Origin of the sequence: Gemella sp. zg-1178, from assembly GCF_018790995.1 — a bacterium.
In the GTDB taxonomy this organism is placed as follows: Bacteria; Bacillota; Bacilli; order Staphylococcales; family Gemellaceae; genus Gemelliphila.
Map to the genome: position 1 here is coordinate 43,815 of NZ_JAHKEI010000003.1, position 23,777 is coordinate 67,591.

Genomic DNA, 23,777 nt, shown 5'->3' on the forward strand with positions numbered 1-23,777 from the left:
TATTTTTTATTTTAAAATATCTATGCTATAATATAGATGAAAAAATATGAAAGGAGAAATATATGAAAATTTATGAATATCCGAAATGCTCAACTTGTAGAGCGGCTAAAAAATTTATCAAAAACAATGATATTGATGCTGAATTTATTGATGTAACAAAGCAAACACCAACAAAAGAAGATATAAAAAATATTTTGAAAAACTTTGGTGTACCAATAAAAAAACTTTTTAATTCTAGCGGTATCCTTTACAGAGAAGGCAAGCTAAAAGAAATACTACCAAATCTTTCTTTAGACGAGCAAATTGACCTACTTTTAAGCGACGGTATGCTTATAAAAAGACCCCTTGCTTTTGATATGGATAATGAGGTCTTTTTACTAGGCTTTAAGGAAGAAGAATGGGAAAAACAAATTAAATAAATTTTATAAGGGGAGGTACTTTTATGGAGGACAAAATAAGACAATATGTGGAAAATGAATTTAATAATTTAGCAGAAAATAAATTTAACAGTAAAAAAACAAAAAAATTAGCAAAAAACAGAGTTATGAAAAACTCTCTAAAAGTCTACAACAAATACATAAATAAGGGCTACTCTGAAAATAAGGCTTTAGATTTAACTCTTAGCTGGAATAAGAAATATTCTCTTAGAAGTAATATCTTTATGGTGAAAAATACAATCTATTTTTCTGGAGGAATGAAAATTTATGCCACTACCTTTATTACTTTACTAATTATTATGGCTATTTTATTTATGGTAGACGATGATATCATTGTTTTTCTTTCAGCCTTTTTATTATTTATTTTAGCTAACATAATATTGTTAACAAAAGATTATAGCAAAGATAAATTATATAAAATTATTGTTAATTCTAGGTTTATATACTTCATACCCATAGCCCTTATTTTTTACTTATTCAACCATAAAAATCTTATATTTATGGGAGGGGTATTTTTACTACCTATTGAAGTATTATTTATACAAATATACATCTTGTTTAATAAAAATAAAGCCTGCTAAATACTCAAGCTAAGATTTAGATTAAGTCTTAGCTTGTTTTTTAAAAAGTATTTATTAATTTTTTCAATATTTAATGGTTCTTTCTAATAAGGTTAGTAAAATTGTATATTATACAAACTTAGTTTTTATAATTTTTTTCAAACTTCCTAGCACTAAATCAAATTCTTAAAAAATTAATTTATAACTATCTTTTTATTTAGCCTTATATTTTGTTTTTATAAGAACTTAAAAATAAAGTTTTAATTATTTCACTTCTTTATTTTTTGCCTTATTTAATATATTCAAATTACTAACTAATTTTTTAACTGCATACCAAGTAAGAAGTATAAGTATAAGTATAAGTGTAATGTAGTAAAACCAAGAACGAATGTTATATATATGTTCTATTAAAAACAAAACACTTACAAGTGTAAATATTATACTTATCTTGACAAGATTATTACGATATTTACTTAGTTGTTTTTTATCAAGTAATATACGAGTTTCATAAGGAATTAATTTTTCTAAAAATAACATAAGACTTGCAAAACTACCTAGAACTATCATTAAGATATACGTAATAGTACAAACCATTATATAAAATCTCCAACCCTTAAATTACCGAATGTTTTATCCCAATCCACTTCAAAATCTAAAATAGATTTGTCTGTATAGGGGTGCCAAATACTTTGTTCTAATAAATCTGCAGAGACTGTAATAGTGTCTACTCCAATTACTAATAAGTCTGTAAATTGTTCAATATTTTTAAAACTTGCAGCTAATATTTTTGTATTATAAGAAGATAAAATTTTTTGCATATCAGCTAATACTTTTATAGATTCCATACCGATGTTTGCCATTCTGTTGACATAGGGAGCAACATAGTCAGCACCTGCTTTGGCTGCGGCAAACACTTGAGAAGATGTAAAAATAGAAGTTACCGTTACTCCAATACCTTCCTTTTTACACAAAGAAACAGCTTTTAAACCTTCTTTTGAAATAGGAATTTTAATAAAGAATTTACCTCCAAAAAACTTATGTAATTTTATAGCTTCAGATAAAATTTTTTCGGCAGTTTTTTCTGTCGTTTGAATATGTATTTCATAGTGTGAATTTACAAATTTTTTAATCTCATACATTTTCTTTTGCAAATCTGAACTCTCTTTTGCTAAAATAGAGGGATTTGTGGTAATGCCTGATATAGGATAATAGTCTGCAATTTTTTTTATTGCTTCTATATCGCTACTATCTACTAGTATATTTGTCATACTATCTCCTTTCTATTACTTCCTACTATTATTAATTCTAAGTGTTTTATACTATGTCTTAAATTTAACTTTTAAAGTAATATTCAACTATATATCAAAAATATTACCTTAACAGTTATAAATTTATTTGGTATAAAAGAAAATATTTTTATTTAATTTCTAACCTCGTGTTTTTCCACCTGCAACATTATAGGTTACTCCATGAACATAACTTGCACGTTCACTAGCCAAATATGCTACAAGGTCTGCTACTTCACTAAGTTTTCCATCTCGAGCAAGCGGTGTTGTCTTGCTACTTGTGTAGCCTTCACGAATTTTCTCAACCGTAACTCCTCTTGTGTAAGCTAGTGCTTGCTCATAAGCTAATGTTCGTAAACCTGTTGCTTCTAAAATACCAGGTGCTACGCCTACAACTCTCACCCCGTATTTTCCTAATTCTTTTGCCCAAGAGCGTGTAAAAGAATTAACTGCATTCTTACTAGCTGCATAGATGCTTTGTCCTTCTGAACCTTCTAATCCGCATTCTGATGACATATTAATAATAACACCACTACCTTTTTCAACAAAAATTCGTCCAACAGTTTGTGCTACTAGATAAACACCTTTTACATTAATATCCATTACTTTATCATAAACAGCATCATTTAATTCATACTTACTATAACTTTTTTTACTGTCTACTAGTAATGTCGGGATATTAATTCCTGCATTGTTTACCAAGATATCAACACTACCAAATTTTTCTAATGTTTTGGTTACCATTTTTTCTACATCTTCACGTTTTGATACATCACACGCTAGGTACATAAGTTTATCATTGTCTGATTGTTTTTCTTGCAAATCACTAACTACTACATTACAAGCCTGATTTAAAAATTCTTGTACAACTGCTGCCCCTATACCAGAACAACCACCTGTAACTATCACTGTTTTTCCTGTTAAATTTAACCATGTTGTCATAATATTCCCCCTTACTCTTCTATTCGAATTACTGTTCCTATTTCTAAGACTGGACACTGTTTATTTTCTACGGCAATAGCTCCAGGTAAAACATTGCTATCACCACTAAAATTAACTGTTAGATGGCCTAGTTGCACCAAATTATGTTCAGCAATATCTCCTACCGCAATAATTTCATAATCTGAACCGTCTATTATCAAACGTTGTCCAACTTTAATTTTTGCTTTTGTAGGTTTTATAGCGATACTATAACAATAATCTTTTAAAGTTTCTGGTGCATTATCTCCAAAAGTAATAAACATACTATCGCCAAGTTCTTTAACTAAAACTCCCTTTTCTTTAACTGTATTTTCGTATACTAACACATTTTCCACTCCATAACTTTAAATTTTTAATACAAACCAAAGCTTGCTAACCAAGCAACAATAACACGAGGAACTCCTATAATAAATCTAGAATATAGTACAGAAACAACTCCAACTTCTACTGTTTCTGGTTCTGCTTCGGCTAAACCTAATCCTACTGGGATAAAATCACACGCACATTGTGTATTAATTGCAAACAATGCAGGTAATGCTAAACTTGGAGGTATATTTCCTTTTCCAATTTCAACCCCAATTAATGTACCGATAATTTGTGCAATAACCGCACCTGGTCCAAGTAAGGCAGATAAAATTGGAATTGAACAAACAAAACCTAAGGCAGCTAATCCATAAATATTACCTGCTAATGGTGTTAATAATTTGGCAAACCAATCTCCAAAACCAGAACCCTGAATAATACCTATTAACATCGCCACAAATGCCATAAATGGTAAAATAGTTGTAATCATAGCTTGTACCGCATCACGTCCTGCTTGATATAATGTATGAACAAATTTCCCAACATTCATACCTATTTTTTGAACAAGAGATGATTTTGAATTTTCTGCCAATGTTTGAGATACTTTTTTATCAGCACTATATTTAAATTCACGTTTTTCCTCTGAAGAATAAACTATTTTTTCATCACTACTTGCTAGACCATCTACAGCTTTGATTTCATTCAAACCTACTGCTGAAACATAAATGTCTTCTTTAATAAATTTAGCAAGCGGTCCACTAGGTCCGACAGGCATAATATTTATTGTCGGAATACGTTTTTGTGGATAAATACCACAACGCAGTGTCCCACCACAATCAATAATAACTAAAAATATTTCTTCATCAGCTACAGATGTTTTAAAACCATTTACAGCACGGCAACCCGTAAGTGAAACTATTTTCTCAACAATTTCAGGTTCTGCTCCTCCACCTGTAATATAAAGTAGTACATCTTTTCCAGGTTTTGGTGTAACTGTTAAAGGACCACCAAAGCCTCCACTTCCTTTTTCAATACGAATACTATTGTAAGTCATGTCTAGTTCCTCCTATTATTTTATCTGCAATTCATTTTTCAACATAATTCCTTGTTGTTTCATTACGATTTTTGTTGTAAAATCAGTAGCCCAACCTGCAAAGAAATTCATGACTAAACCAACCAATAAATAGTGAATTGCTAAAGGTGTTATGTTTAGACCTAATTGTGTAATTCCATTTGCTATTCCTAGGTAAATAAAAATTTCTCCGACATTAATATGTGGAAAAATACCACTATTTGTATGACAGTGATAAGATGCAGAAGCATAATAACTTGGTTTCATACGTTCTGGTAAAAATTTACCCATAGATAGTGCCATAGGATTTCCTAGCATAAAGGCTGATAAGAATGGCAAGACTCCATAAGCCAACACCACGTTTTTTGAACACAGTTTTGCAAAGTTATCAACACGCTTAGGTCCGATAAATGCAATCAATGCATTCATAAATACAAGTAATAATAATACTTTTGGAATAATTCCAGTTACCCAACTAACAAAGGTTTTTGCACCCTCATCGAATAAGCCTGTAAATCCAGAAGCCAATTGAACAATATAATCCATTTTTTTCTCCTCCTAATAAATATATTTTTTATGAATTAAATTTTAATTTGCGATAAATTTTTATAAATGGACTCGGCGGCATTGGCACCTCGTCACCATTTGAAACAGTTTTGAATGTTACAACTCCGTCTAAAATTGCACTTGTTAAGGACTTAGACAAACCCAAAGCTTTGCAATCACCTTCATTAATAGTAGCTACATTTAGGCCGTTAAAAGCATCATATCTGTGAAATCTTGCAAGAACAGTTACTCCTTGCATCACTGCACCGTCTATGACTTTTTGTTTGTCATCTATTGCAAACATCACAATTGCACCAGCACGGAAAGCCCCTTTTTTTCTTCCTATAACAACACGTCCTTTTTGACGCATTTTGCGATAGTATTTGTGAAAACTTTGTATCTGAATATAGGTCAATAGATACTGTAAAATAAAAGCTATCAATATCAAAAAACCAAGAGCAACTATGTTCATAATATTCCTCCTATCTGTATAAATTTGTTTCTTTGATAAAGTAATGAACTAAATCTGTGTAATTTTTCAATTTTGATATTCCAGTGAGAAACTTTTCATCTTTCATCATTGAAATCAACTCATCATAAGTTTTTACAAGTACCATAGAATAACTAAGGTCAGCAGGTATGGCTGCTAAAAAAATTAGTTTCAAATCTGGTTTGTCAGAAAAACCATCTTCACTAACTCCTAAAGACAATATAAAACGATTAGATTTAAGATTTATTACATGGGGAAAAGCCACATGGTCTGTAAAAATCATAGACGAACGCTTTTCTCTCTCAATAACACGTTCTAAAAACATCTTGTCAACAATATTTTTTTCTATCAACTTATTGACTATATTATGTAGGTTCTCCTGGTAAGTTTTTTGTGGGTCGCATATGAAAAATGTTTCTTCTGAAATAGAGCTAATAAGTACCGACTCCATACCTCTAATGATTGGCATGTTTACCTTGTCAATATACCTCATCAAACCAATTTCTTTTTTTATATAGGCAATATCTAAAATTTCTGGCTGAAATATTACTCGTACATCTTGAGGAAAATCTTTTTTTACCGTTGAAATTACAAGTTGATAATCTTTATAGTCAACATTTTCATAAGGAGAACGAACCGTTAAATAAATATGCTCTTTGAGTTTTGATTCCAACTGAAAAATCATCAATTCCCTAAAAGCTGACCCGGTTTGTGTGATTAGCAAAACTTTCATTTTATCAAAATTAATAATCAGCTTATTAATAAAAGTTTCAAAATATACTGCCAAATAACAAACTTCAGCTTCCGAAATCTGATAACCATAATCTTTTTGGATAACGCCTGAAGCTAATTGTGCAATCTTGTAGGACATAACATATTTTTCTTTGATAGTTTCCGTCATATTGTTACTATAATTAACACCATATTTTTGTCTTTGCATTAAAAAGTAAATATGATACATAAATTCTTCCACCATATTTGAAATATCAAAATCAATACCATACTCAAAATAAATTTCTCCAAGAATATGAGCAACAAGTTGTTTATACTCTTGATTATCTTTCAAACTTTTATTAATGCTTGCAATATTAGTTGGTAATCTCATCGTAGCAAAGCAAATTGTTAAAAATTTCTTTTCATCTTGCGATAATTCTAACTGATATTTTCCTTTAATATATTTACATATATCTTCTAAAAAGTCTGACGTGTAAAAATTTAATAATTCATCATACTGGTTTTTGGTGAAATGTAAATAAAATCCATTGGCAAATCTGTCTAGTGATACAGTTAAATATTTAATAAACTCACTTTTTATTTGAAAATCAATATGATGTTTTATGAGTAGTTCGTTGATATAATCATTATCCTCTTTATCGAAAATATCCTCTTTATAAATATAATTATAAATATTTTCAATAACAAACATCCGAATGTCTTTTTCAGCTCCTTTTACATTTAGACCAACATTCGTTTTTCCAATTATGGAGAGTTTGTATTCTTTGACAATATCTTTTAATTTCTTAATATCGCTGAGTAGTGTACTACGGCTAACAATCATATCAAAAGCCAAATCATCAATAGTGTGTGATACTTTACTTTCCATCAATTTTTTAAAAATATAAACCAATCGAACTTTACTAGAGTCAAAATTTTTATACATATCATAAATACTAGATTTAATATTTACATATTTTTCAAATTTCACAATGTAGAGAAGATAGCCACCGCTATCATATTTAATGTAGGCAGCATCTCCTAGCATAGCATTTAAATCTTTGATTTCATTTTGAATGGTTTTTTTCCCAACTCTAAATATATCCGAAAAATATTTTTCCTGTACGATAAAATTTTCTTCTAGTATATTTAGTATCCGCAAACTTCTATTATCATAGTTGAAAATATCCACAAATCTCACCACCTATTTTTATTATAAGGGGCTTATATTCAAAAATTAATACGGTTATTTTCTAGCTTGTAGAAATTGATTATCATATTTATAGTAGCAAGGTTTTAATATAACAATTTATTTAACTTATTATTTTTTATTACAAGAAATACTTTTATATAGAAAAAAATTTTTTATTTAATATTAAGCGAGAAAAAAGATATAAAAATAAATTCCATATTAATTTTTTTCTTATAAACAAGAAACTTAAAAATAAATAATCATTAATCAGACCATAAAAAAATTACTCAATATATAATAAAGTAAAAATCATAATATAATTAAAAATTAACTATCATTCTTAAAATAAAAAATCTAAAAAATAAAAAAACAAGCTTTTTCAAGCTTGTCTTTTAAAAAAGTATTTATTAAATTTTTTAATATTTAATTGATAATTAAGGGCTTTTTATTTAAATATAGGTTTCTAATAAGCTAGTAAAATTGTATATTATACAAACTTATTTTTATAATTTTTTTCAAACTTCCTAGCACCAAATCAAATTCACGACTAGCTAAAGTTCTCATATCAAAAATAATAGTATTATCCTTTATTCTTGTAATAATTGGTATTTCTACTTCTAACAAATATTTTTCTAGTTGGGTTGATGATATTTTTTCATGACTTAGTTTTACTGCTACACTTTCTAGGTAAGAAGCTGGATAACTTCCTCCACCAACTTCTGCTTCATCATCAGAACTTTCATAGCCCACTCTTAAATTTTTATCAGCTTTTTTCGCTAGGTCCTTTAATAAATTAGAAAGAGCTCCCGACCCATCTTAGAGTTTCAACCACCACAGACTATCATATTCAAATTTTTATTTTCCATGCAATTTCTTCTATCTATATCTCTTGTATTATATTATACTACTTATTATCTTATTTTTAAAGACTGTTACAAAATACCTTACAGAGCAAGTTACTTATATAAAACTAAAAAATCCTACCTACATAAATAGTAAAGAGGATATATTAACTTAATATTCTATTCCTTATAATCTCCACCTTCAACACCAAGATATTCTTCTAAAGAAATATTTTTTTCGTATATTTCCCTAGCAATAGCCTCTCCAACATATCTAATATGCCAAGCCTCTGCCATGTATCCTGTGCTATTGGTAAATTCATCTTTATATCTTATTATAAAACCAAATCTGTGAGCATTGTCTGCTAGCCATTTAGCTGCTTGCTTGCTTGTTTTTCTTGTATCTTCTGCTCCAAGGAGTTGACCCTCCCTATCTATTAGGTCGAAGGCTAAACCACTCTGGTGTTCGCTATAACCTGGTCTTGCAGAAAATGTGTCAGCCTCTTTTTTACCATGAACAGCCACGTAGTTGTTATAGAGATTTTTCTGAGTTTCATAACTTCTAAAACCCGACGTTTGATTAGAAACATTTAAACCTAAACTCTGAGCTTCTCTTATAATCTTATTGACCTGCTCTCTAGCTTTTGGGTCTTCTCCCTTGTTATAAGATTTTGGCAAGGGATGTTTTTTATTTATCACCATTAGCCCCTTTACAATCGTCGGTTCTTTGGCAGTTTCTGGTGTTAAGTTGGTGTTGGTTGCAACCTTTTCTTCTTTCTTAGTTTCTGTTTTTGTAGTAACTTCTTTTTGTTTATTAGCAACTTGCTCTTCCTTGTAATACAGATTATAAAAAATAAGCCCTAAAAATAAAACTAGCACTGCTAAAAATGATAATAATTTTTTCATAAATACCCCTCATATTAAATATATTTCAATGTAATTATACCACATGAAAAATTTTATTTCTATAATGAATAGAAGAATTTTCACATGAAATAAAAACTTGTTGAAAATAAAGCCTAACAAGAAAAATCGCAAGAAAACACCAATAATTTTCTCCATAAAGATTTAATAAATAATTTTATATCTAGTAGCTAATTAATTGCCTACTAGTTTTTTATAAAATTACTTTTTTAAAAATACAAACAAAATTTAAGTTTATGAATTAAATTTTTTGATTATCTGAAAATTTTTTATTCTTAATTGTAATATCCTACTTTGATTTTTAATAAAAAAATATTATTAATTATTTATTTTTTATTTCCATAAAAATTATTCTTTGCACAAGTTTATATAAGTACTATGCTTAAAATGAATTTTATTATATTTTCTAAGAAAGTATTAATATACTAAATAATTTAGGTTGTTAAATATAAGACCTTGTGCATGAAGCTGCTTCTTTGCTTATAGGTTAAAGAAATCGTTTTTATTTTTTTTATAAAAATTTATGAAAGCCCTTGACATATATATATATATATATATATAATTAAGGTATATACTATATTTTACTTTATTATAAGTCTAGTCTGATATTGATTTTATAAATTCATCAGATGGGTTTTTATAGATATTAAAAAAAGCATCTAATCTAATTACCTAGTAAAGAATATAAATAATGATAGGCTGGATTTCTTCAAGTCTTAATTTTATTATCCTTACTATGTAAGATGAAAAACAGAGGAGAGGGGGATAGTTCTTTAACTTTAGAAAGTTTTTAAATTGAAAACTGAAGATTTTTAAATAAATTAAATTAATTAAAATTAATAGGAGGTTTTATATGTTTTATATGAAGGATAGGTTAAACAGACAAAAAAAATATTCAATCGTTAAATTGACGATAGGAACTTTTTCTGTTGCTGTCGGAAGTGTTATATTGGGTCTAAATCCAGTGCAGGCTACAGAGGTATCAAATGAAAATCCAAGTTCCGAAGGTGTAGAGTCATCCCAAGAAGATCCAGTTAGTCAACCAGTTGAAAGTGCAAGTGCTGTAGCCCCAAGTGGACAACCGGGAGCAAGTTCAACAGAGGAAGCAAACACCGACAGAGCACAACCTAATAGCGATGAACAACCAGACGCTGACTCTCAACCAGTACTTGCTAAGCCAAGTCTTGAATCTCCAAGCGAAGAAACAGCAGGAGCCACTCAAGCTGGAGAGCTAGCAGGAACTGGAGCAGAGCCAGCATCTCCAGAAGCAAACCCAGGAAGTGGTGGAGGTATGGCAGCAGCTGGAGCGATACCAGAATCTGGACAACCAGCACTAGGAGAAAGCCCAACATCCCCAGCAGAATCTCAACCAAGACCAGAAGCTGGAGAACTAGCAGGAACTGAGGGACTGGCAGAAAATCAACCAAGTGAAGAAAACGGCGAAACAGTATCAAGCTCGTCAGACTCTGCAGAAATGCCAGAAAGAGATCAACCAATGGCAAATCCAAGAACTGATGGAGAGATGTCAGAAGTAGTGGCAAGCCCAGGCACTGACGGAATGGGAGGAACTGGAATGAATCCAGAATCTGCAACAATGGGCAACTCTCAACCTGGAGAAGCAGACTCAGGAAACAATGGAGGAATGGCAGAAGCAGAAGCTGGACGATCAGAAATGAATAGTCCAAGTGTTGGTGGAGAAGTAGTTGAACCAAAAGCAGGGGATGCAGCAAGGCCAGAATCTCAACCGATGGCAGAAAGCAATGGAGCAATGGGAGAAGCTGGTGAAACAGTCCCAGCTGAAAGCCCAGGACAACCAGCAGCAAGACCAGAAGCAGGAGCAAGCTCAACAGCCCCAGCAGCTCCTGAAGCAAGGTCAGAAGATGGAGCAGGAGCAAGTCAAGGAGAGCCTGTAACAAGGTCAGAAGATGGAGCAAAACCAAATCCAGAAGTTGGAGATACGGAAGAAGAAAGCCCAAGACAACCAGCAGAAGGGGATCTTGTAAGAACCCAACCAAGCCTAGAAAACAGTGTAGATAGGCCAGGAGCTGTAGCAAGTCCAGAAAACAATGGAGGAATGTCAGGACAGCCAGCAGAAAACACAGAAAATGAAGAAAGACCAGCAGTCCCTGATGCAATGCCAGATGCAAACCCAGGAAATAGTGAAGCAATGCCAGAAACTGAAACAGAGCCAGAAGTTGGAAAACTTGTAGGAACTCAGCCAATGGCAGAAAACACAGGAACTGGAGCAAACCCAGCAGAAAGTGGGGGACCAGGGGGAGCAAGTTCAGCAGGAGCAATGGCAAACTCAGAAGCAGATGGAGAAGTAGTTCAACCAAAAGCAGGAACTGGAACAGAAGCAAGACCAGAAAATCAACCAATGAGAGAAAATACAGGAGAAGCAGAAACAGGGGCAAGACCAGAAAGTGGTGAAACAGCCCCAGATGGAAGTGGAGAACCAGCAGCAAGACCAGAAGCCCCAGCAGAGAAACCTGGAGCAAGACCAGAAAGTGGTGGACCGATGGCAGGAGTAGCAAGCCCTCCAGCTCCTGAAGCAAGGTCAGAAAATGAAGAGATGGTAAACCTGGGAAATAGTGAAGATACAGAAGAAACTGAAGAAAACTTAGGAGAGGACACAGAAACTGAAACAATTGTAATAACAGACAAGGATGAAGTTGCAAGGCCAGAAGTAGCAGGTAACTCTCAACCAACAGGAGAAGAACAACCAAGTGAAACTCCAAATGCTCAACCAGGACTTGTTCAGCCTCGTGTTGAAACTCCAGGTGGGCAACCAGCAGACAGTGTTCAACCAGATGCAGAAGCTCAACCAAGTGAAACAACAGAAGAATCGAATACTGAACAACCAGCTATAATAGAGGAAGCTAGACCAAAAGACATGATTGCAGAAAAATTCAAGGATTCTGCAGTAGTTAGCCGTGAAGGATTGGTCTTAAGTGATACAAATGGCAAACGTGTTGACCTAACTAGTGAATTAGAAAAATTCAAGAACTTAAGCAATGCAACTTATCATTTGGAATTCAAGCCCGCGAAAAATTCTCCTTCCTTTTATAACCTTTTCTCAGCCTCTAGTACAAAAGTTGAGAATGAATACTTTGCTATATTTGTAAAAGATGGCAAGCCCAACCATGAATCGCGTGGAAATACTGGCGATCAATTTTATAATAGTTTTGAAGATGCGACTGGAAGAATTAAGCCAGGAGAATGGAACAGTGTTACTTTGACCCTTAGCCAACCAGAGGGTGCCGATAAACCAGGTAAGGTCAGTTTGTATGTGAATGGTGTTCTTTCTAAAGAAATCACCAGCACAGATCCTATTAAACTAATCAAAGATATGCCAGATGTCGACACTGCCCAGATTGGAAAAACCAAAAGAAAGGCTAGAGAGGTTTGGGAATCAAATACAGATGTTGACCGTTTAACGATTTACAACCGTGCCTTGACACCAGAAGAAGTAGCTGTCCGTTCTAGCTTGTACCATCGTGAAGATCGTACCCCAACACTTTATGAAGGTTCTGTTTTGACAGATAAGACTAATATTTATAAGAGTGGGCTTGCAGGTCGTAAAAATGCTGCTGGTAAATTTGGTTACCGTATTCCAGCTCTACTTGTTACCGACAAGGGAACCCTAATTGCTGGAATTGACGAACGTCGCTTGCATAAATTAGACTACGGTGATATTGCAATGGTCGTTCGCAGAAGTGAAGATAAGGGTAAAACATGGAGCAAGCCGATTATTATTTCTGATTTAAGAAATAACGAGAATGCTTACGATCGTAATCAAGGTGCCCCCCTAAATATTGATATGTCCTTGGTACAAGATCCTAAAACAAAGCGTATTTACTCACTCTTTGATATGTATCCAGAAGGGCGTGCTGTTTTTGGTCTTCCAAATATAGAAGAAAAAGCCTATACAGAAATTGAAGGCAAGACTTACTTAAATCTGTATAAGACAGGCGAAACAAAACCCTACACAATACGCGAAAATGGACTTGTATATACACCAGAAGGTACAGCAACAGACTACCACGTCGTTGTCAAAGGTGAAGAAGCTGCATTTAGCGATTTAGGGGATATCTATCTCGGTGATGAATTACAGGGTAATATCTACTTCCAAACTAACAAGACATCTGACTTTCGCGTAGCAAAAAATTCCTATATCTGGGAATCACACAGTGATGATGACGGTAAGACTTGGTCTAGCCCACGTGATTTGACGCCACAAATCAAAGAGTCGTGGATGAAATTCTATGGCATCGCCCCAGGAGCAGGTATTGCCTTGAGAACGGGTGATCACAAAGGACGCTTGGTAGTTCCAACTTACTCTACCAACTTCACAAGCCACCTAACTGGTTCCCAATCTTCTCGTGTTATCTACTCAGACGACCACGGAATGACTTGGCATTCAGGTAAAGCAGTTAACGATGGGCGTAATTACAATGGAACAAAACTCGATTCTAAAACTATGAATGTTGCAAACGCCCAAAACACAGAGTCGGCTGTCGTTCAGTTAAACAATGGTGATTTGAAACTATTCATGCGTAACCTTAATCGTAAAGTTCAGGTAGCTACCAGCCATGATGGTGGTCAAACATGGGATCCAGATGTTGTCAGCATGGAAGATGTCCATGATTCTTATGTCCAATTAGCAGCTATCCATACCATGCATGAAGGTAAAGAGTATGTGGTTCTAACCAATGCAAACGGATCAGACAGTAGCCGAACACAGGGTACAGCTCGCCTAGCTCGTGTTGAGAAAGACGGTAGTCTAACTTGGCTTAAACATCAATTAATCCAAGAAGGCAAGTTTGCCTATAACTCCCTACAAGAAATAAGTCCAAATGAATATGCTATCTTGTATGAACATGCAGAAGGTAACCAAAATGAATATACTATTAACTTCAAAAAATTCAACTGGAACTTCTTGGCAGAGGGATGGAATTACCACAATAAGATAGTACGTGTTGAAAATATTCAGAAAGATCCGGATAAAACTAACACATTTACTTTAACTTTTAGCCAACCTGTCTTGGCAAGAAAATCACCTAATTTATCTCTTAAGAATGGTCACCAAGCTCAATTTGTAACTCAATTAGATCCAAAAAATCTGGTATATTCCTTATCAAACGATGAAGATTGGAACAGTGAAATTACTGGAACGGCTTCAGGAGAACTGGTAAATGTCAATAATGATCCAATTATCTTGAATACTCCCCTAATAAGACATCACAGTGTTGGTGATGAGGCAGCTCCTTACGCTGAAAAACCTAAATTATCAATTTCAGAACTCACTGCGGCTGCTAGCGAAACAGAAGTGGCAAATGAGCCAGCAGTACCAAGCTCAACAAATGAAGCAGGCGACACTACAGAATCAAGTATAACTGTTGTGCCAAACCAACCAATGGCAGCAAGTCTAGCAGAAACAACAAATGAGCCAGCAGTACCAAGCTCAACAAATGAAGCAGGCGACACTGCAGAAGTAAGTAGAACTGATGTGTCGAATGAACCAACGGCAACAAGTGTAGCAGAAACAACAAGCAATAATTCAGAAGCAAGTAGCGAACCAGTATCAAATCTTGAGGATAAGATGGTAGGCTTGGCACATGAAGGAACAAAACTTAAAATTATTGGTTCGAGTCTTGCCTTGAATGGGGCAACTCAGGTGCAAGTTCGTCCAATGACCTCAACAGCTCCTGCTTTAGAAGATCAAAACTATGATTTATATGATGTAACCCTTTATAACGAAAAAGGTGAACCTGTTCAAATAAAAGGAGAAGTAACTGTTGTGCTACCAAGCAAAAGAAAAATTGACAAGGTCTACTATGTTCTAAATAATATGACAGAAAGTCTACCTTTTGTACAGAATGAAAATCAAACAGAAGTAATGTTTAAGGTTAGCCACTTTAGCCAATATGCTCTTGTTTATGCTAAAAATATCAGTATCCCTAGCCCAATTATTCCAGTAGAAGTAAAACCTACTCTCCTGTCTTCAACTGTGAAACCAGGTACACTATTACCTGCAAATAATAAGAAAGAAGATAAAATGGAAGTTCAAACGATACCAGCAGATCAGATGATAGCAGAACAGATGCCAGCAGATCAGATGATAGCAGACAAAAAAAATAAATCTAAAAAATCCTTACCAAATACTGGTGTCACAAATTCTAATCTAGGATTAACTGCTTTAATTATGGCCACACTAGGCTTAGCTATAGCAATTCGTAAGAAAGTTAAATAATTATAAAGAAAAAGCTAATAAGAAATTTATGTAGTAAATTTCTCTCTTTTAACTATTAAGAAGCCAACATAAAAAATGTAATCACATCTTAAGAGATAAACTCCCAATAACAAAGTACATTAGAAAGATCCAAAGCTAAAAGCAACTTAGGATCTTTCTTTTTATTATAGCTTTTTTATTCTTTCTTGAGGTAAAAACTAGCTATTTATAACTTATCTTCTTAGGAGCTTTTTATAATTTTAAAACTATTTAATATATGTTTCAAAATTAAACAAATCTCTAAAGTTAAATAATAATACAGGAGTTTTAACTAACTTAAAACTTTAAGAAAATAAAAGATTAGCTCTCATCAAGATTAAAAATATAAGAAATTATTTAATTAAGAATTCCTTGTAATTTAAAAAGATTATTATACAAAACTAAATTCGCTCTTTAATATAATCTTAGAAGTTACTTTTCCCTTGTTACTATATTTAATAGGCAACTTAACTTTTAAATTTATTGAAAATTTAAAAAATCTTATTATGAAAAATTTTTATATTACTATATATTAAACAAATATAATTAACAACATCAATAAAGATTTGCAAAATTTTTATAAACTTTAAAATATAACATCTTAAAAATATTTTTTAAGATGTTATTTAGAATATAAAATTAATAATATTTTCTCCAATTTATAAAATTTTCATATAAATTATTATATATTTTATTTAAACACATAAAAAATTTATTTTTAAATAAAAAAAGACAACCTAAAGGTTGTCTTTTTTTTGTTTATTAGTATATATTCTAAAACATATTTTCTTTATATACAGATTTTTTATTGAGGAAGTCTTTTTACATATTATTTGATATTTTTCAAATTTATTATTACTTATTTTTCAAGCAACCATTTATGTTCCTCGGCATAAATTCTTTCTGTCCAAGGATTATTTTCAAAGTGCGGAATCATCCACACATAATACATACGATATCCAGGGGCACATACTTGCGGATGTACCAAACCACCAGGTATGTAGGCTACACTATTATTTTTTACAAGAGCCGCCTCATCTCCAATCACCGATACACCAAAACCGTTTGGATGATCAAATTTAAAGTAATAAACTTCTGGTTGTGGGTGATGATGTGGTGGGTAACTATTCCAACGACCTGTATAACTCAAAACCTCTCCCAGCACCATATTAGAGTAAGGAGCTGTTTCATAATCAAATATAGTTCTTATTATTCTTTTAGATGACGCCTCAAAATCATCTTCCCCTGCTATAAATTGAGATACATCTTCTGGTTTGTAAAAACGAGGTGGGAATGTATTATCATTTTCTTTTTGTTGCACGAGAAGCTCACTTGCTTCATGAGCAACTATTTCTATGATAATTCCTTTGGGTACGTGTAAGCAAGAGGGTTTATTCTCAAAACAATTTTCTCTTTCAATCAACTCTTCTTTATCTAAATAGCGAATAGTAAGTTTCCCAAAAATTGGTAAAATAGCTGTTTCTTTTGTATCTGATATCAATTCTAATTTTTCAGATGGTTCTAATAGATAGGTTGCAACGTCCATATTCATATTGGCGTGAAAATTTTTATCGCAAATATTATTTTTTCCATTTTGTAGTTCTACTTGTCCAAACATACTCCATACTCCTTAAAATTTATTAGTACGATATTGTGCAGTTACTACTTTTTTATGTGTATAAAACTCAATTGCATCTTTTCCGTTGCAATGTAGTGTGCCGTAGAAAGAATCTTTCCAGCCTGAGAATGGGAACCAAGCAATTGGTGCTGGTACTCCTAAATTAACACCCAACATTCCTGCATCAATATTTTCTCTAAAATATCGAATAGCTGCTGCATTATTGCTAAACAAGCATGAACCATTTGCAAAGCGAGAGCGATTTGCCAAATCTACTGCCTCACGAATACCAGAAATACGTGTTATTGAAACAACTGGTGCAAATATTTCATCTTTCCAAATAGTCATAGTATCATTTACATTATCGAAAATAGTTGGTGCTACAAAATAACCTTTTTCTGGAATATTTTCACGTCCATCTCTTACTAATGAAGCTCCCTCTTCTACCCCTTTTTCAATATAACCAAAAATACGCTCTTGTGCTACTTTATCAATAACTGGTCCTAAGAATACATCTTCTTCTAAAGCATTTCCAATAGATAATTTATCTGCTTCTTCCTTTAATCTCGCTATAAATTTATCTGCTATGCTATCTTGTACTGCTATAACAGCTGCTGCCATACAGCGTTCTCCTGCTGAACCAAAAGCACCACCAATAATTTTTGGCATAGCATCTTCTAAATCTGCATCTTCTAAAACTATAAGATGATTTTTAGCTCCAGTTAAGGCCTGGACACGTTTTAAATTCTCTGATCCTTTTTGATAAATGTAGCGTCCTACTGGTTCACTTCCTACAAAGGAAATCGCTTTAATATTAGGACTTTCTATAATACCATTTACCACATTATGAGAGCCAAATACAATATTGAATACTCCTTTAGGAAATCCTGCTTGTTCAACAAATGAAACAATTTTTTCAATTAACAATGGTGTTTTTTCTGATGGTTTTAGTACAACCGTATTACCGCAAGCTAAAGCGATTGGAAACATCCAAAATGGAACCATCATAGGGAAGTTAAATGGGGTAATACATCCAACTACTCCAACTGGGTAACGGTAGTTTACTACTTCTACATCCGTAGCGACCGTTGCTAAAGAATCCCCCATATATGAACTAACTAATCCCGCAGCGTTTTCAACATTTTCAATACCGCGTCCAACTTCACCCAAGGCTTCTTTAAGATTTTTTCCATGTTCTAATGTTATTAATTTAGCAAGCTCTTCTTTATTTTCTTCTAAAATTTGTTGTAATCTAAATAAATATTTTACACGTTTTAAGATAGATACATTTTTCCAAGACTCATACGCATTTTTTGCAACTTCTGCTGCATGTTCTAATTCTTCTTTTGTTGATAGGGGTACTTTTGCTATAGTTTCCTCAGTTGCTGGGTTTGTAACTTCTAAAAATTCACCACTCCCACTTTCAACCCATTCTCCATTGATATAATTACGTAATACTTTTACCATCTTTTATTTCTCCTTATCTGTTATATAAATTTGCCTTTTCTACAGCTTTTTCAATTTCTTCTAACGTCGGTAAACTTTCAGAACATGAATGACTACCAATGTTAATAGAAGCTGATGCACTAGCATAGTGCAGAGCTTTTTCTAGTAGATATCCTTTTAATAAACACGTCAGCAATGCAGAACCATGTGCATCTCCTCCACCAAATGATTTTAATACCTTGGCTGGATAAGATGGTACAACATACTCATTTCCACTATCATCGAATGCACATGAACCTTTTTTACCATGCTTAATAATAACAATCTCAGCTTCTCCATGCTCCATCCAATAAGTTGCGACCTCTTTATCTGTTTTCTCTGCTAACCCTAATAATCTTCCTGTTAGGTCAAATTCTTCTCTAGATCCTATAATCAAATCACTATTTCTAGCAACAGTAGTGTAATAGATACTAATTTCATCTTCATTTTTCCAATTATATGAGCGATAGTCAATATCAAATACTATTGCCACGCCATGTTTTTTTGCCAAATACATAGCTTTTAAAGTAGCTTCTCTTGACGGACTTTCTGAAAGTGCTGTTCCTGATATTAATAAAACTCTTGTTTGTTTTATATATTCTTCATCAATTTCTTCAGTAGATAGTTTTAAATCTGAAGCTTCATTTCTATACATTAAAATGCTAGATTCTGTTTCAGATTTCATTTCTGTAAATGTTAATCCCAGTCTGTCTCTTCCGTTTGAGCGTATCACATGACTTGTATCCACATTTTCTGAGTTTAACTTATCAATAATAAATGTCCCAAATTGATCATTAGATACTTTTCCGATAAAACCTACACGATTTCCTAGTCTTGATAATCCTATAGATACATTTCCTGGAGAACCTCCCAAATACATATTAAATGATTTTGTTTTATCTAATGTTCTATTTATTTCGTTAGGATTTAAATCGATTGTAACCCTTCCTAAACAAATAACATCGTACTGTTTGTCTGCTTGCATGAACTTTTTCATCATTAGACTCCTTAATATTTTCTTGCTATTTTTAATTGATTTTCTTTTTCTTCATACGCCTTTTGAACTGCTTGTTTCGGAGAATGACTAGATACTCCCACATTCCACCATGTATCATATCCTGCTGTCATGGTTTTCGGTAAAACTTTGATGTCAATAAGAGTTGAAATTGGACTTGATTTACTATCTTCTAAAGCTTGATGCAAGTCTTCTAATGTCTTCACACTGTAAGTTTTTGCTCCATACCCTTTAGCTACCGTAGCATAATCAATATTCATAATATTGTTATCTTTATCCCTAAATTCACAATAGAAAGAATCACTTCCGTTGCTCATTTGTAAATTATTGATACAGCCAAAACCAGAATTATCTAACAAGACAACATTGATTTTATAACCATACTGTAAAGACGTAACTAACTCGCTATGCAACATATTAAAACTTCCATCTCCTACAAGCGCATAAACTTCACGATGGGATTCTGCCATTTTAACTCCCAAAGCTCCGTTGACTTCATATCCCATACAAGAATAACCATACTCCATATTGTAGCTATTTTCACTGCGACTATTCCACAATTTCTGAACATCTCCTGGTATAGAACCCGCTGCCGCAACCATAACAGAGTCTTTGTCAATATTGTCATTAATATATGTAATAACACTACTTTGTGTTAATTTTGTTTCTAACACTTGTGAGTACTCATTTAATATTTCTTGGGTGAAATGTCCGTCTATCTCTGGTTTAAAATCATTCATTGTAAAGGTTATGTTAGATAATCTATTACGTTCTTCTTCCCACTCTTTTTTGTAAGATGCAATTTGCTCATCTGTATATGTAGTTTTATAGTCTCCCAACAACTCATATATAGCAAGTAAATATTCTTTAACATCACTTACAACACTAACCGCATCAAATTTATAAGCTTGCATACGACTTAAATTTACATTTACAAAACGTTTTGCTTCTTTAAATTGTGTTTTTGAGCATGTTGTAAAATCAGTGTAACGTGTACCTAAGCCAATAATTAAATCTGCATTTTGAACCACTTTATTTGCTGCAGTTGTACCTAAAATACCATTACCTCCCAAATAATATTCAAAATCATATAGTAGGGTAGATTTGCCTGCGTGTGTTTCAACTACTGGAATACAATATTTTTTTGAGATTTTTTCAATTTCTTTTTTTGCTTGAGAATATTTTGCGCCACCACCAACTAATAAAACGGGGTTTTTTGCTTGACTAATAACCTCTAACGATTGTTTTAATTCTCTTTCAGTTGGCTTTCTACGATCTATATAGTGGACTCTCTTTTCAAAAAATGAAATAGGATAGTCATAACTTTCCCCCTCTACATCCTGTGCTAAACAGATAGCTACTGGACCAGCTGTTTGTGGATTAGTCAAAACTTCAAAAGCTTTTACTAAGCTAGACATTATCTGCTCAGGTCGAGTAATTCGATCCCAAAATCGACATACAGGTCGCAGAGCGTCGTTTGTAGTAATCGTAATGTCATCTTCTCTTTCAAATTGTTGTAATACTGGATCTGGTTGTCTTGTAGCAAAAGTTTCTCCAGGAAGAAGCAAAACAGGAATGTTGTTTGCAATAGCTACTCCTGCCGCTGTTACAAAGTTAGCCGCCCCTGGGCCTACAGAGCTAGTGCAGGCATAAATTTGACGACGATTTTTCTGTTTTGCATATCCTATTGCCGCTAATGCCATCGCCTGTTCATTTTTTCCTTGGAACGCTAGCAAGGAATGATGCTCATCTTGCAAGGCTTGACCCAAACCTAACACATTCCCATGTCCGAAGATATTAAATATACCTTCTACAAATCGATTTTCTTTCCCATCATAAGAAATATATTGACGATCCAAAAATCTAATTATTGCTTGAGCTGTTGTTAATCTTACTGTTTCCAAATAAATTCCTCCTAACCCTAAATGTTATCAAAAGTTGATAAACATATACTCAATAATTAATTTTATTTTATCATGTTTTGTATTTTTAAACAAGCTCTTTCATCGTTTTTTGTTTTTTTTGTGTAAATATATTAACATGAATATTTTATTTTAGAATTTTCCAAATATAATAACACATTAATAAAAAAAATCATCTAATTTTTGTTATACTTCCTCTTTCGCTGTTTCTATAAATGTAATATTTTTTAACTGTGCGAATTGTTTCATAAGTTCATCATCTAAACTATCAGTAATAATTGTTTTAAATTCAGTCAATTCTGCAAATGTAATAAATCCTAATTTGTTAAATTTTGAACAATCAACAAGTAAATATTTTTCTTTAGTCTTTGAAACTACCTTTGTTTTAAGTTCATACTCTTCCATTGTTGCATTCATTACACCATTATCTATGGATACACTTGTTGCTGCCATAAAAGCTTTAGAAACATTTAATCGTTCTAATATAGAGTATGTTCCTAATTTAGTGAAGGAGCTTGTTCTTTTTAGATACTTGTTTCCCGATAATATAATATCAACATTGGGAAATTTTACTGCCTTATTAATCACTGGTAAACTATTCGTAACAACTGTAATTTTTATATCCTGTGATAAATAATCCAAAATACCCAGAGTTGTAGTTCCAGAATCAATGTATATTGTATCGCCATCCCTAATAAAAGTAGCAGCCTTTTTTGCAATGTTTTGCTTTTCTTTTGGTTTTGTATGGTGGCGTTTTTCAATATCAATTAATACATCTTCTGTTTGAATAATACCATCTTTTATAGATTCTACTCCCCCATAAACTTTTTTTATTACTTCTTTTTTTAACAACTCTTTAATATCTCGGCGAACCGTATTAATGGATATCTGAAATTTTTCTTCCAATTCACTTAGAGACACTTTTTTGTGTAAATGAATGTAGTGTTCCATTTCATATATTCTTTTAGATTTCATAATTCTTACCTTCTTTCATCCACATTAGTCTCTATAATTTTATAAAATTTTCTTTATGTTTTGAAAATATATACATAGATAAGTTGGGACCTAAAAATCTTTCTAAAAGTCTACTTCTCTTTATTAACATTCCTTTATTATGCCTTCTTGTAATGATTGTTGACAAACAAGAGATACTCTTGTAGCTATAAGACCATCTTGTGCACTTGCTTGTGGATTTCTATTTTCTTTGATACACCTTGCAAATCCAACAATTTCTTCTATAAATGCTTTTTTAAATCTTTCTGGAAAATTTGCCGAACATTCTCTTCTTACCCCAGTATGATCATAAATAGTTAATAAATTTTTTTCTGGAACTCCCGCTATACGTAACCAACCTTTTGTTCCCATAATTTCTGTTTCTACTTGATATCCATGCGGGGCATTTCTTCCTACAACCAAATGAACCATTGCTCCATTATTTAATTGAGCTTGAACTATTCCTGTTTCTAATTCTCCAACCTCGTCTAATTCTGGACGTGCAAAGTTTGCACCAACAGCCCAAACTTTAGAAAATTCACAACCAGTCAACCAACGAATCAAATCAATATCGTGAATAGCCATATCATGATAAATACCACCGCTATTGCTGTTTTTGGCAAAATTAACAAAAGAATCCAGTCCGCTACTAGGATCTATTCCATACGCACGAATATAAACTATGCTTCCTATTTCTCCACTTTCTATTTTTTCTTTAGCATATAGATAATCAGCGTCAAATCTTCTCATAAATCCAACTTGAAACTTCACTCTATCTTTATATTTTTCTACAACTTCTACAACTTTTTTTATATCTTCCTCTGATAATCCAAGTGGTTTTTCTGCAAATGTGTGAATTCCTTTTTCCATAGCGTAACATATCATTGAAGGTCTAACATCAGCTCCTGCTGCAATAACAACAAAATCTAACTTGGCTTCATCTATCATTTTTTCAAAAGAAGAATAGGTGTTTTCAACACCTAAATACTCTTTAGCGTATAATAACTCTTCTTCAAAAATACTACATGCTGCAACCAATTTTACTTCTGGTATATGATTCACCATATTTTGAGCGTGTGTTTTCCCCATTCTTCCCAATCCAACAATTCCTACTCTTAACATATGG

At 32.6% G+C, this 23,777-nt stretch carries 18 protein-coding genes and 1 pseudogene; 3 read left to right on the forward strand and 16 right to left on the reverse strand.

The genetic code is table 11. The annotated features are described in order from the left end of the window. Positions 1-62: 62 nt before the first annotated feature. Positions 63-419, forward strand: a complete 357-nt coding sequence (locus KMP12_RS01115) for an arsenate reductase family protein (protein ID WP_215755905.1) — start codon at positions 63-65, stop codon at positions 417-419. A 23-nt stretch (positions 420-442) separates the two neighbouring features. Continuing rightward, positions 443-1,018, forward strand: coding sequence for a hypothetical protein (locus tag KMP12_RS01120; protein WP_215755906.1), 576 nt, complete (start codon positions 443-445; stop codon positions 1,016-1,018). A gap of 243 nt (positions 1,019-1,261) precedes the next feature. Here KMP12_RS01120 and KMP12_RS01125 read toward each other — a convergent pair whose 3' ends face one another. From KMP12_RS01125 to KMP12_RS01170, 10 genes and pseudogenes are all read right to left on the reverse strand, one after another. Next, a complete protein-coding gene (locus KMP12_RS01125; RefSeq protein ID WP_215755907.1) occupies positions 1,262-1,591 on the reverse strand; it encodes a hypothetical protein in 330 nt (109 codons plus the stop codon). Next, entirely contained in the window at positions 1,591-2,265 is a 675-nt protein-coding gene (locus KMP12_RS01130; protein WP_215755908.1) for a transaldolase family protein, read from the reverse strand. The genes KMP12_RS01125 and KMP12_RS01130 overlap by 1 nt, the downstream gene beginning before the upstream one ends. A gap of 159 nt (positions 2,266-2,424) precedes the next feature. Continuing rightward, on the reverse strand, positions 2,425-3,225 hold the full coding sequence (locus KMP12_RS01135; RefSeq protein ID WP_215755909.1) for an SDR family oxidoreductase: 801 nt from the start codon (positions 3,223-3,225) through the stop codon (positions 2,425-2,427). An 11-nt stretch (positions 3,226-3,236) separates the two neighbouring features. Then, positions 3,237-3,590, reverse strand: a complete 354-nt coding sequence (locus tag KMP12_RS01140) for a PTS glucitol/sorbitol transporter subunit IIA (RefSeq protein ID WP_215755910.1) — start codon at positions 3,588-3,590, stop codon at positions 3,237-3,239. Positions 3,591-3,616: 26 nt separating this feature from the next. After that, the gene (gene srlE / locus KMP12_RS01145) at positions 3,617-4,621 is read right to left on the reverse strand and encodes a PTS glucitol/sorbitol transporter subunit IIB (RefSeq protein ID WP_215755911.1); all 1,005 of its coding nucleotides are present in this window, start codon (positions 4,619-4,621) and stop codon (positions 3,617-3,619) included. Between the two features lie 15 nt (positions 4,622-4,636). Then, positions 4,637-5,185, reverse strand: a complete 549-nt coding sequence (srlA, locus tag KMP12_RS01150; RefSeq protein WP_215755912.1) for a PTS glucitol/sorbitol transporter subunit IIC — start codon at positions 5,183-5,185, stop codon at positions 4,637-4,639. A gap of 28 nt (positions 5,186-5,213) precedes the next feature. Further along, a complete protein-coding gene (locus tag KMP12_RS01155; protein ID WP_215755913.1) occupies positions 5,214-5,657 on the reverse strand; it encodes a transcriptional regulator GutM in 444 nt (147 codons plus the stop codon). Between the two features lie 10 nt (positions 5,658-5,667). Then, positions 5,668-7,581 (reverse strand): BglG family transcription antiterminator, encoded by a 1,914-nt coding sequence (locus tag KMP12_RS01160; protein ID WP_215755914.1) that lies wholly within the window; start codon positions 7,579-7,581, stop codon positions 5,668-5,670. A 471-nt stretch (positions 7,582-8,052) separates the two neighbouring features. Beyond that, positions 8,053-8,355 (reverse strand): annotated as a pseudogene (locus KMP12_RS01165) (hypothetical protein); the annotation flags it as partial. 248 nt (positions 8,356-8,603) lie between these two features. After that, entirely contained in the window at positions 8,604-9,329 is a 726-nt protein-coding gene (locus KMP12_RS01170) for a M15 family metallopeptidase (RefSeq protein ID WP_215755916.1), read from the reverse strand. Between the two features lie 871 nt (positions 9,330-10,200). Here KMP12_RS01170 and KMP12_RS01175 point away from each other — a divergent pair. Next, positions 10,201-15,600 carry a sialidase domain-containing protein gene (locus KMP12_RS01175; RefSeq protein ID WP_215755917.1) on the forward strand — a complete coding sequence of 1,800 codons (5,400 nt, stop codon included), beginning with the start codon at positions 10,201-10,203 and terminating at the stop codon, positions 15,598-15,600. Positions 15,601-16,477: 877 nt separating this feature from the next. On the opposite strand, the gene KMP12_RS01180 is transcribed toward KMP12_RS01175, so the two are convergent. The 6 genes from KMP12_RS01180 to KMP12_RS01205 all read right to left on the reverse strand — a co-directional run bounded on the left by KMP12_RS01180 (position 16,478) and on the right by KMP12_RS01205 (position 23,773). Continuing rightward, positions 16,478-17,236: a 5-deoxy-glucuronate isomerase gene (locus KMP12_RS01180; protein WP_215755918.1), complete on the reverse strand. Its 759-nt coding sequence runs from the start codon at positions 17,234-17,236 to the stop codon at positions 16,478-16,480. Positions 17,237-17,248: 12 nt separating this feature from the next. After that, the gene (locus tag KMP12_RS01185; protein WP_215755919.1) at positions 17,249-18,703 is read right to left on the reverse strand and encodes a CoA-acylating methylmalonate-semialdehyde dehydrogenase; all 1,455 of its coding nucleotides are present in this window, start codon (positions 18,701-18,703) and stop codon (positions 17,249-17,251) included. Between the two features lie 13 nt (positions 18,704-18,716). Further along, positions 18,717-19,718: a 5-dehydro-2-deoxygluconokinase gene (iolC, locus tag KMP12_RS01190; RefSeq protein WP_215755920.1), complete on the reverse strand. Its 1,002-nt coding sequence runs from the start codon at positions 19,716-19,718 to the stop codon at positions 18,717-18,719. 11 nt (positions 19,719-19,729) lie between these two features. Continuing rightward, entirely contained in the window at positions 19,730-21,640 is a 1,911-nt protein-coding gene (gene iolD, locus KMP12_RS01195) for a 3D-(3,5/4)-trihydroxycyclohexane-1,2-dione acylhydrolase (decyclizing) (RefSeq protein WP_252344648.1), read from the reverse strand. 204 nt (positions 21,641-21,844) lie between these two features. Continuing rightward, positions 21,845-22,633: a DeoR/GlpR family DNA-binding transcription regulator gene (locus KMP12_RS01200; RefSeq protein WP_215755921.1), complete on the reverse strand. Its 789-nt coding sequence runs from the start codon at positions 22,631-22,633 to the stop codon at positions 21,845-21,847. A gap of 123 nt (positions 22,634-22,756) precedes the next feature. Further along, positions 22,757-23,773 (reverse strand): Gfo/Idh/MocA family protein, encoded by a 1,017-nt coding sequence (locus KMP12_RS01205; protein WP_215755922.1) that lies wholly within the window; start codon positions 23,771-23,773, stop codon positions 22,757-22,759. Positions 23,774-23,777 lie beyond the last annotated feature (4 nt).

Coding starts and splice junctions, on each gene's coding strand:
- srlA (WP_215755912.1), bottom strand. CDS start 5,185: ATGGATTATATTGTTCAATTGGCTTCTGGATTTACAGGCTTATTCGAT.
- iolC (WP_215755920.1), bottom strand. CDS start 19,718: ATGAAAAAGTTCATGCAAGCAGACAAACAGTACGATGTTATTTGTTTA.
- KMP12_RS01205 (WP_215755922.1), bottom strand. CDS start 23,773: ATGTTAAGAGTAGGAATTGTTGGATTGGGAAGAATGGGGAAAACACAC.
- KMP12_RS01200 (WP_215755921.1), bottom strand. CDS start 22,633: ATGAAATCTAAAAGAATATATGAAATGGAACACTACATTCATTTACAC.
- KMP12_RS01170 (WP_215755916.1), bottom strand. CDS start 9,329: ATGAAAAAATTATTATCATTTTTAGCAGTGCTAGTTTTATTTTTAGGG.
- KMP12_RS01115 (WP_215755905.1), top strand. CDS start 63: ATGAAAATTTATGAATATCCGAAATGCTCAACTTGTAGAGCGGCTAAA.
- KMP12_RS01130 (WP_215755908.1), bottom strand. CDS start 2,265: ATGACAAATATACTAGTAGATAGTAGCGATATAGAAGCAATAAAAAAA.
- KMP12_RS01175 (WP_215755917.1), top strand. CDS start 10,201: ATGTTTTATATGAAGGATAGGTTAAACAGACAAAAAAAATATTCAATC.
- KMP12_RS01180 (WP_215755918.1), bottom strand. CDS start 17,236: ATGTTTGGACAAGTAGAACTACAAAATGGAAAAAATAATATTTGCGAT.
- KMP12_RS01120 (WP_215755906.1), top strand. CDS start 443: ATGGAGGACAAAATAAGACAATATGTGGAAAATGAATTTAATAATTTA.
- KMP12_RS01125 (WP_215755907.1), bottom strand. CDS start 1,591: ATGGTTTGTACTATTACGTATATCTTAATGATAGTTCTAGGTAGTTTT.
- srlE (WP_215755911.1), bottom strand. CDS start 4,621: ATGACTTACAATAGTATTCGTATTGAAAAAGGAAGTGGAGGCTTTGGT.
- KMP12_RS01135 (WP_215755909.1), bottom strand. CDS start 3,225: ATGACAACATGGTTAAATTTAACAGGAAAAACAGTGATAGTTACAGGT.
- KMP12_RS01185 (WP_215755919.1), bottom strand. CDS start 18,703: ATGGTAAAAGTATTACGTAATTATATCAATGGAGAATGGGTTGAAAGT.
- KMP12_RS01155 (WP_215755913.1), bottom strand. CDS start 5,657: ATGAACATAGTTGCTCTTGGTTTTTTGATATTGATAGCTTTTATTTTA.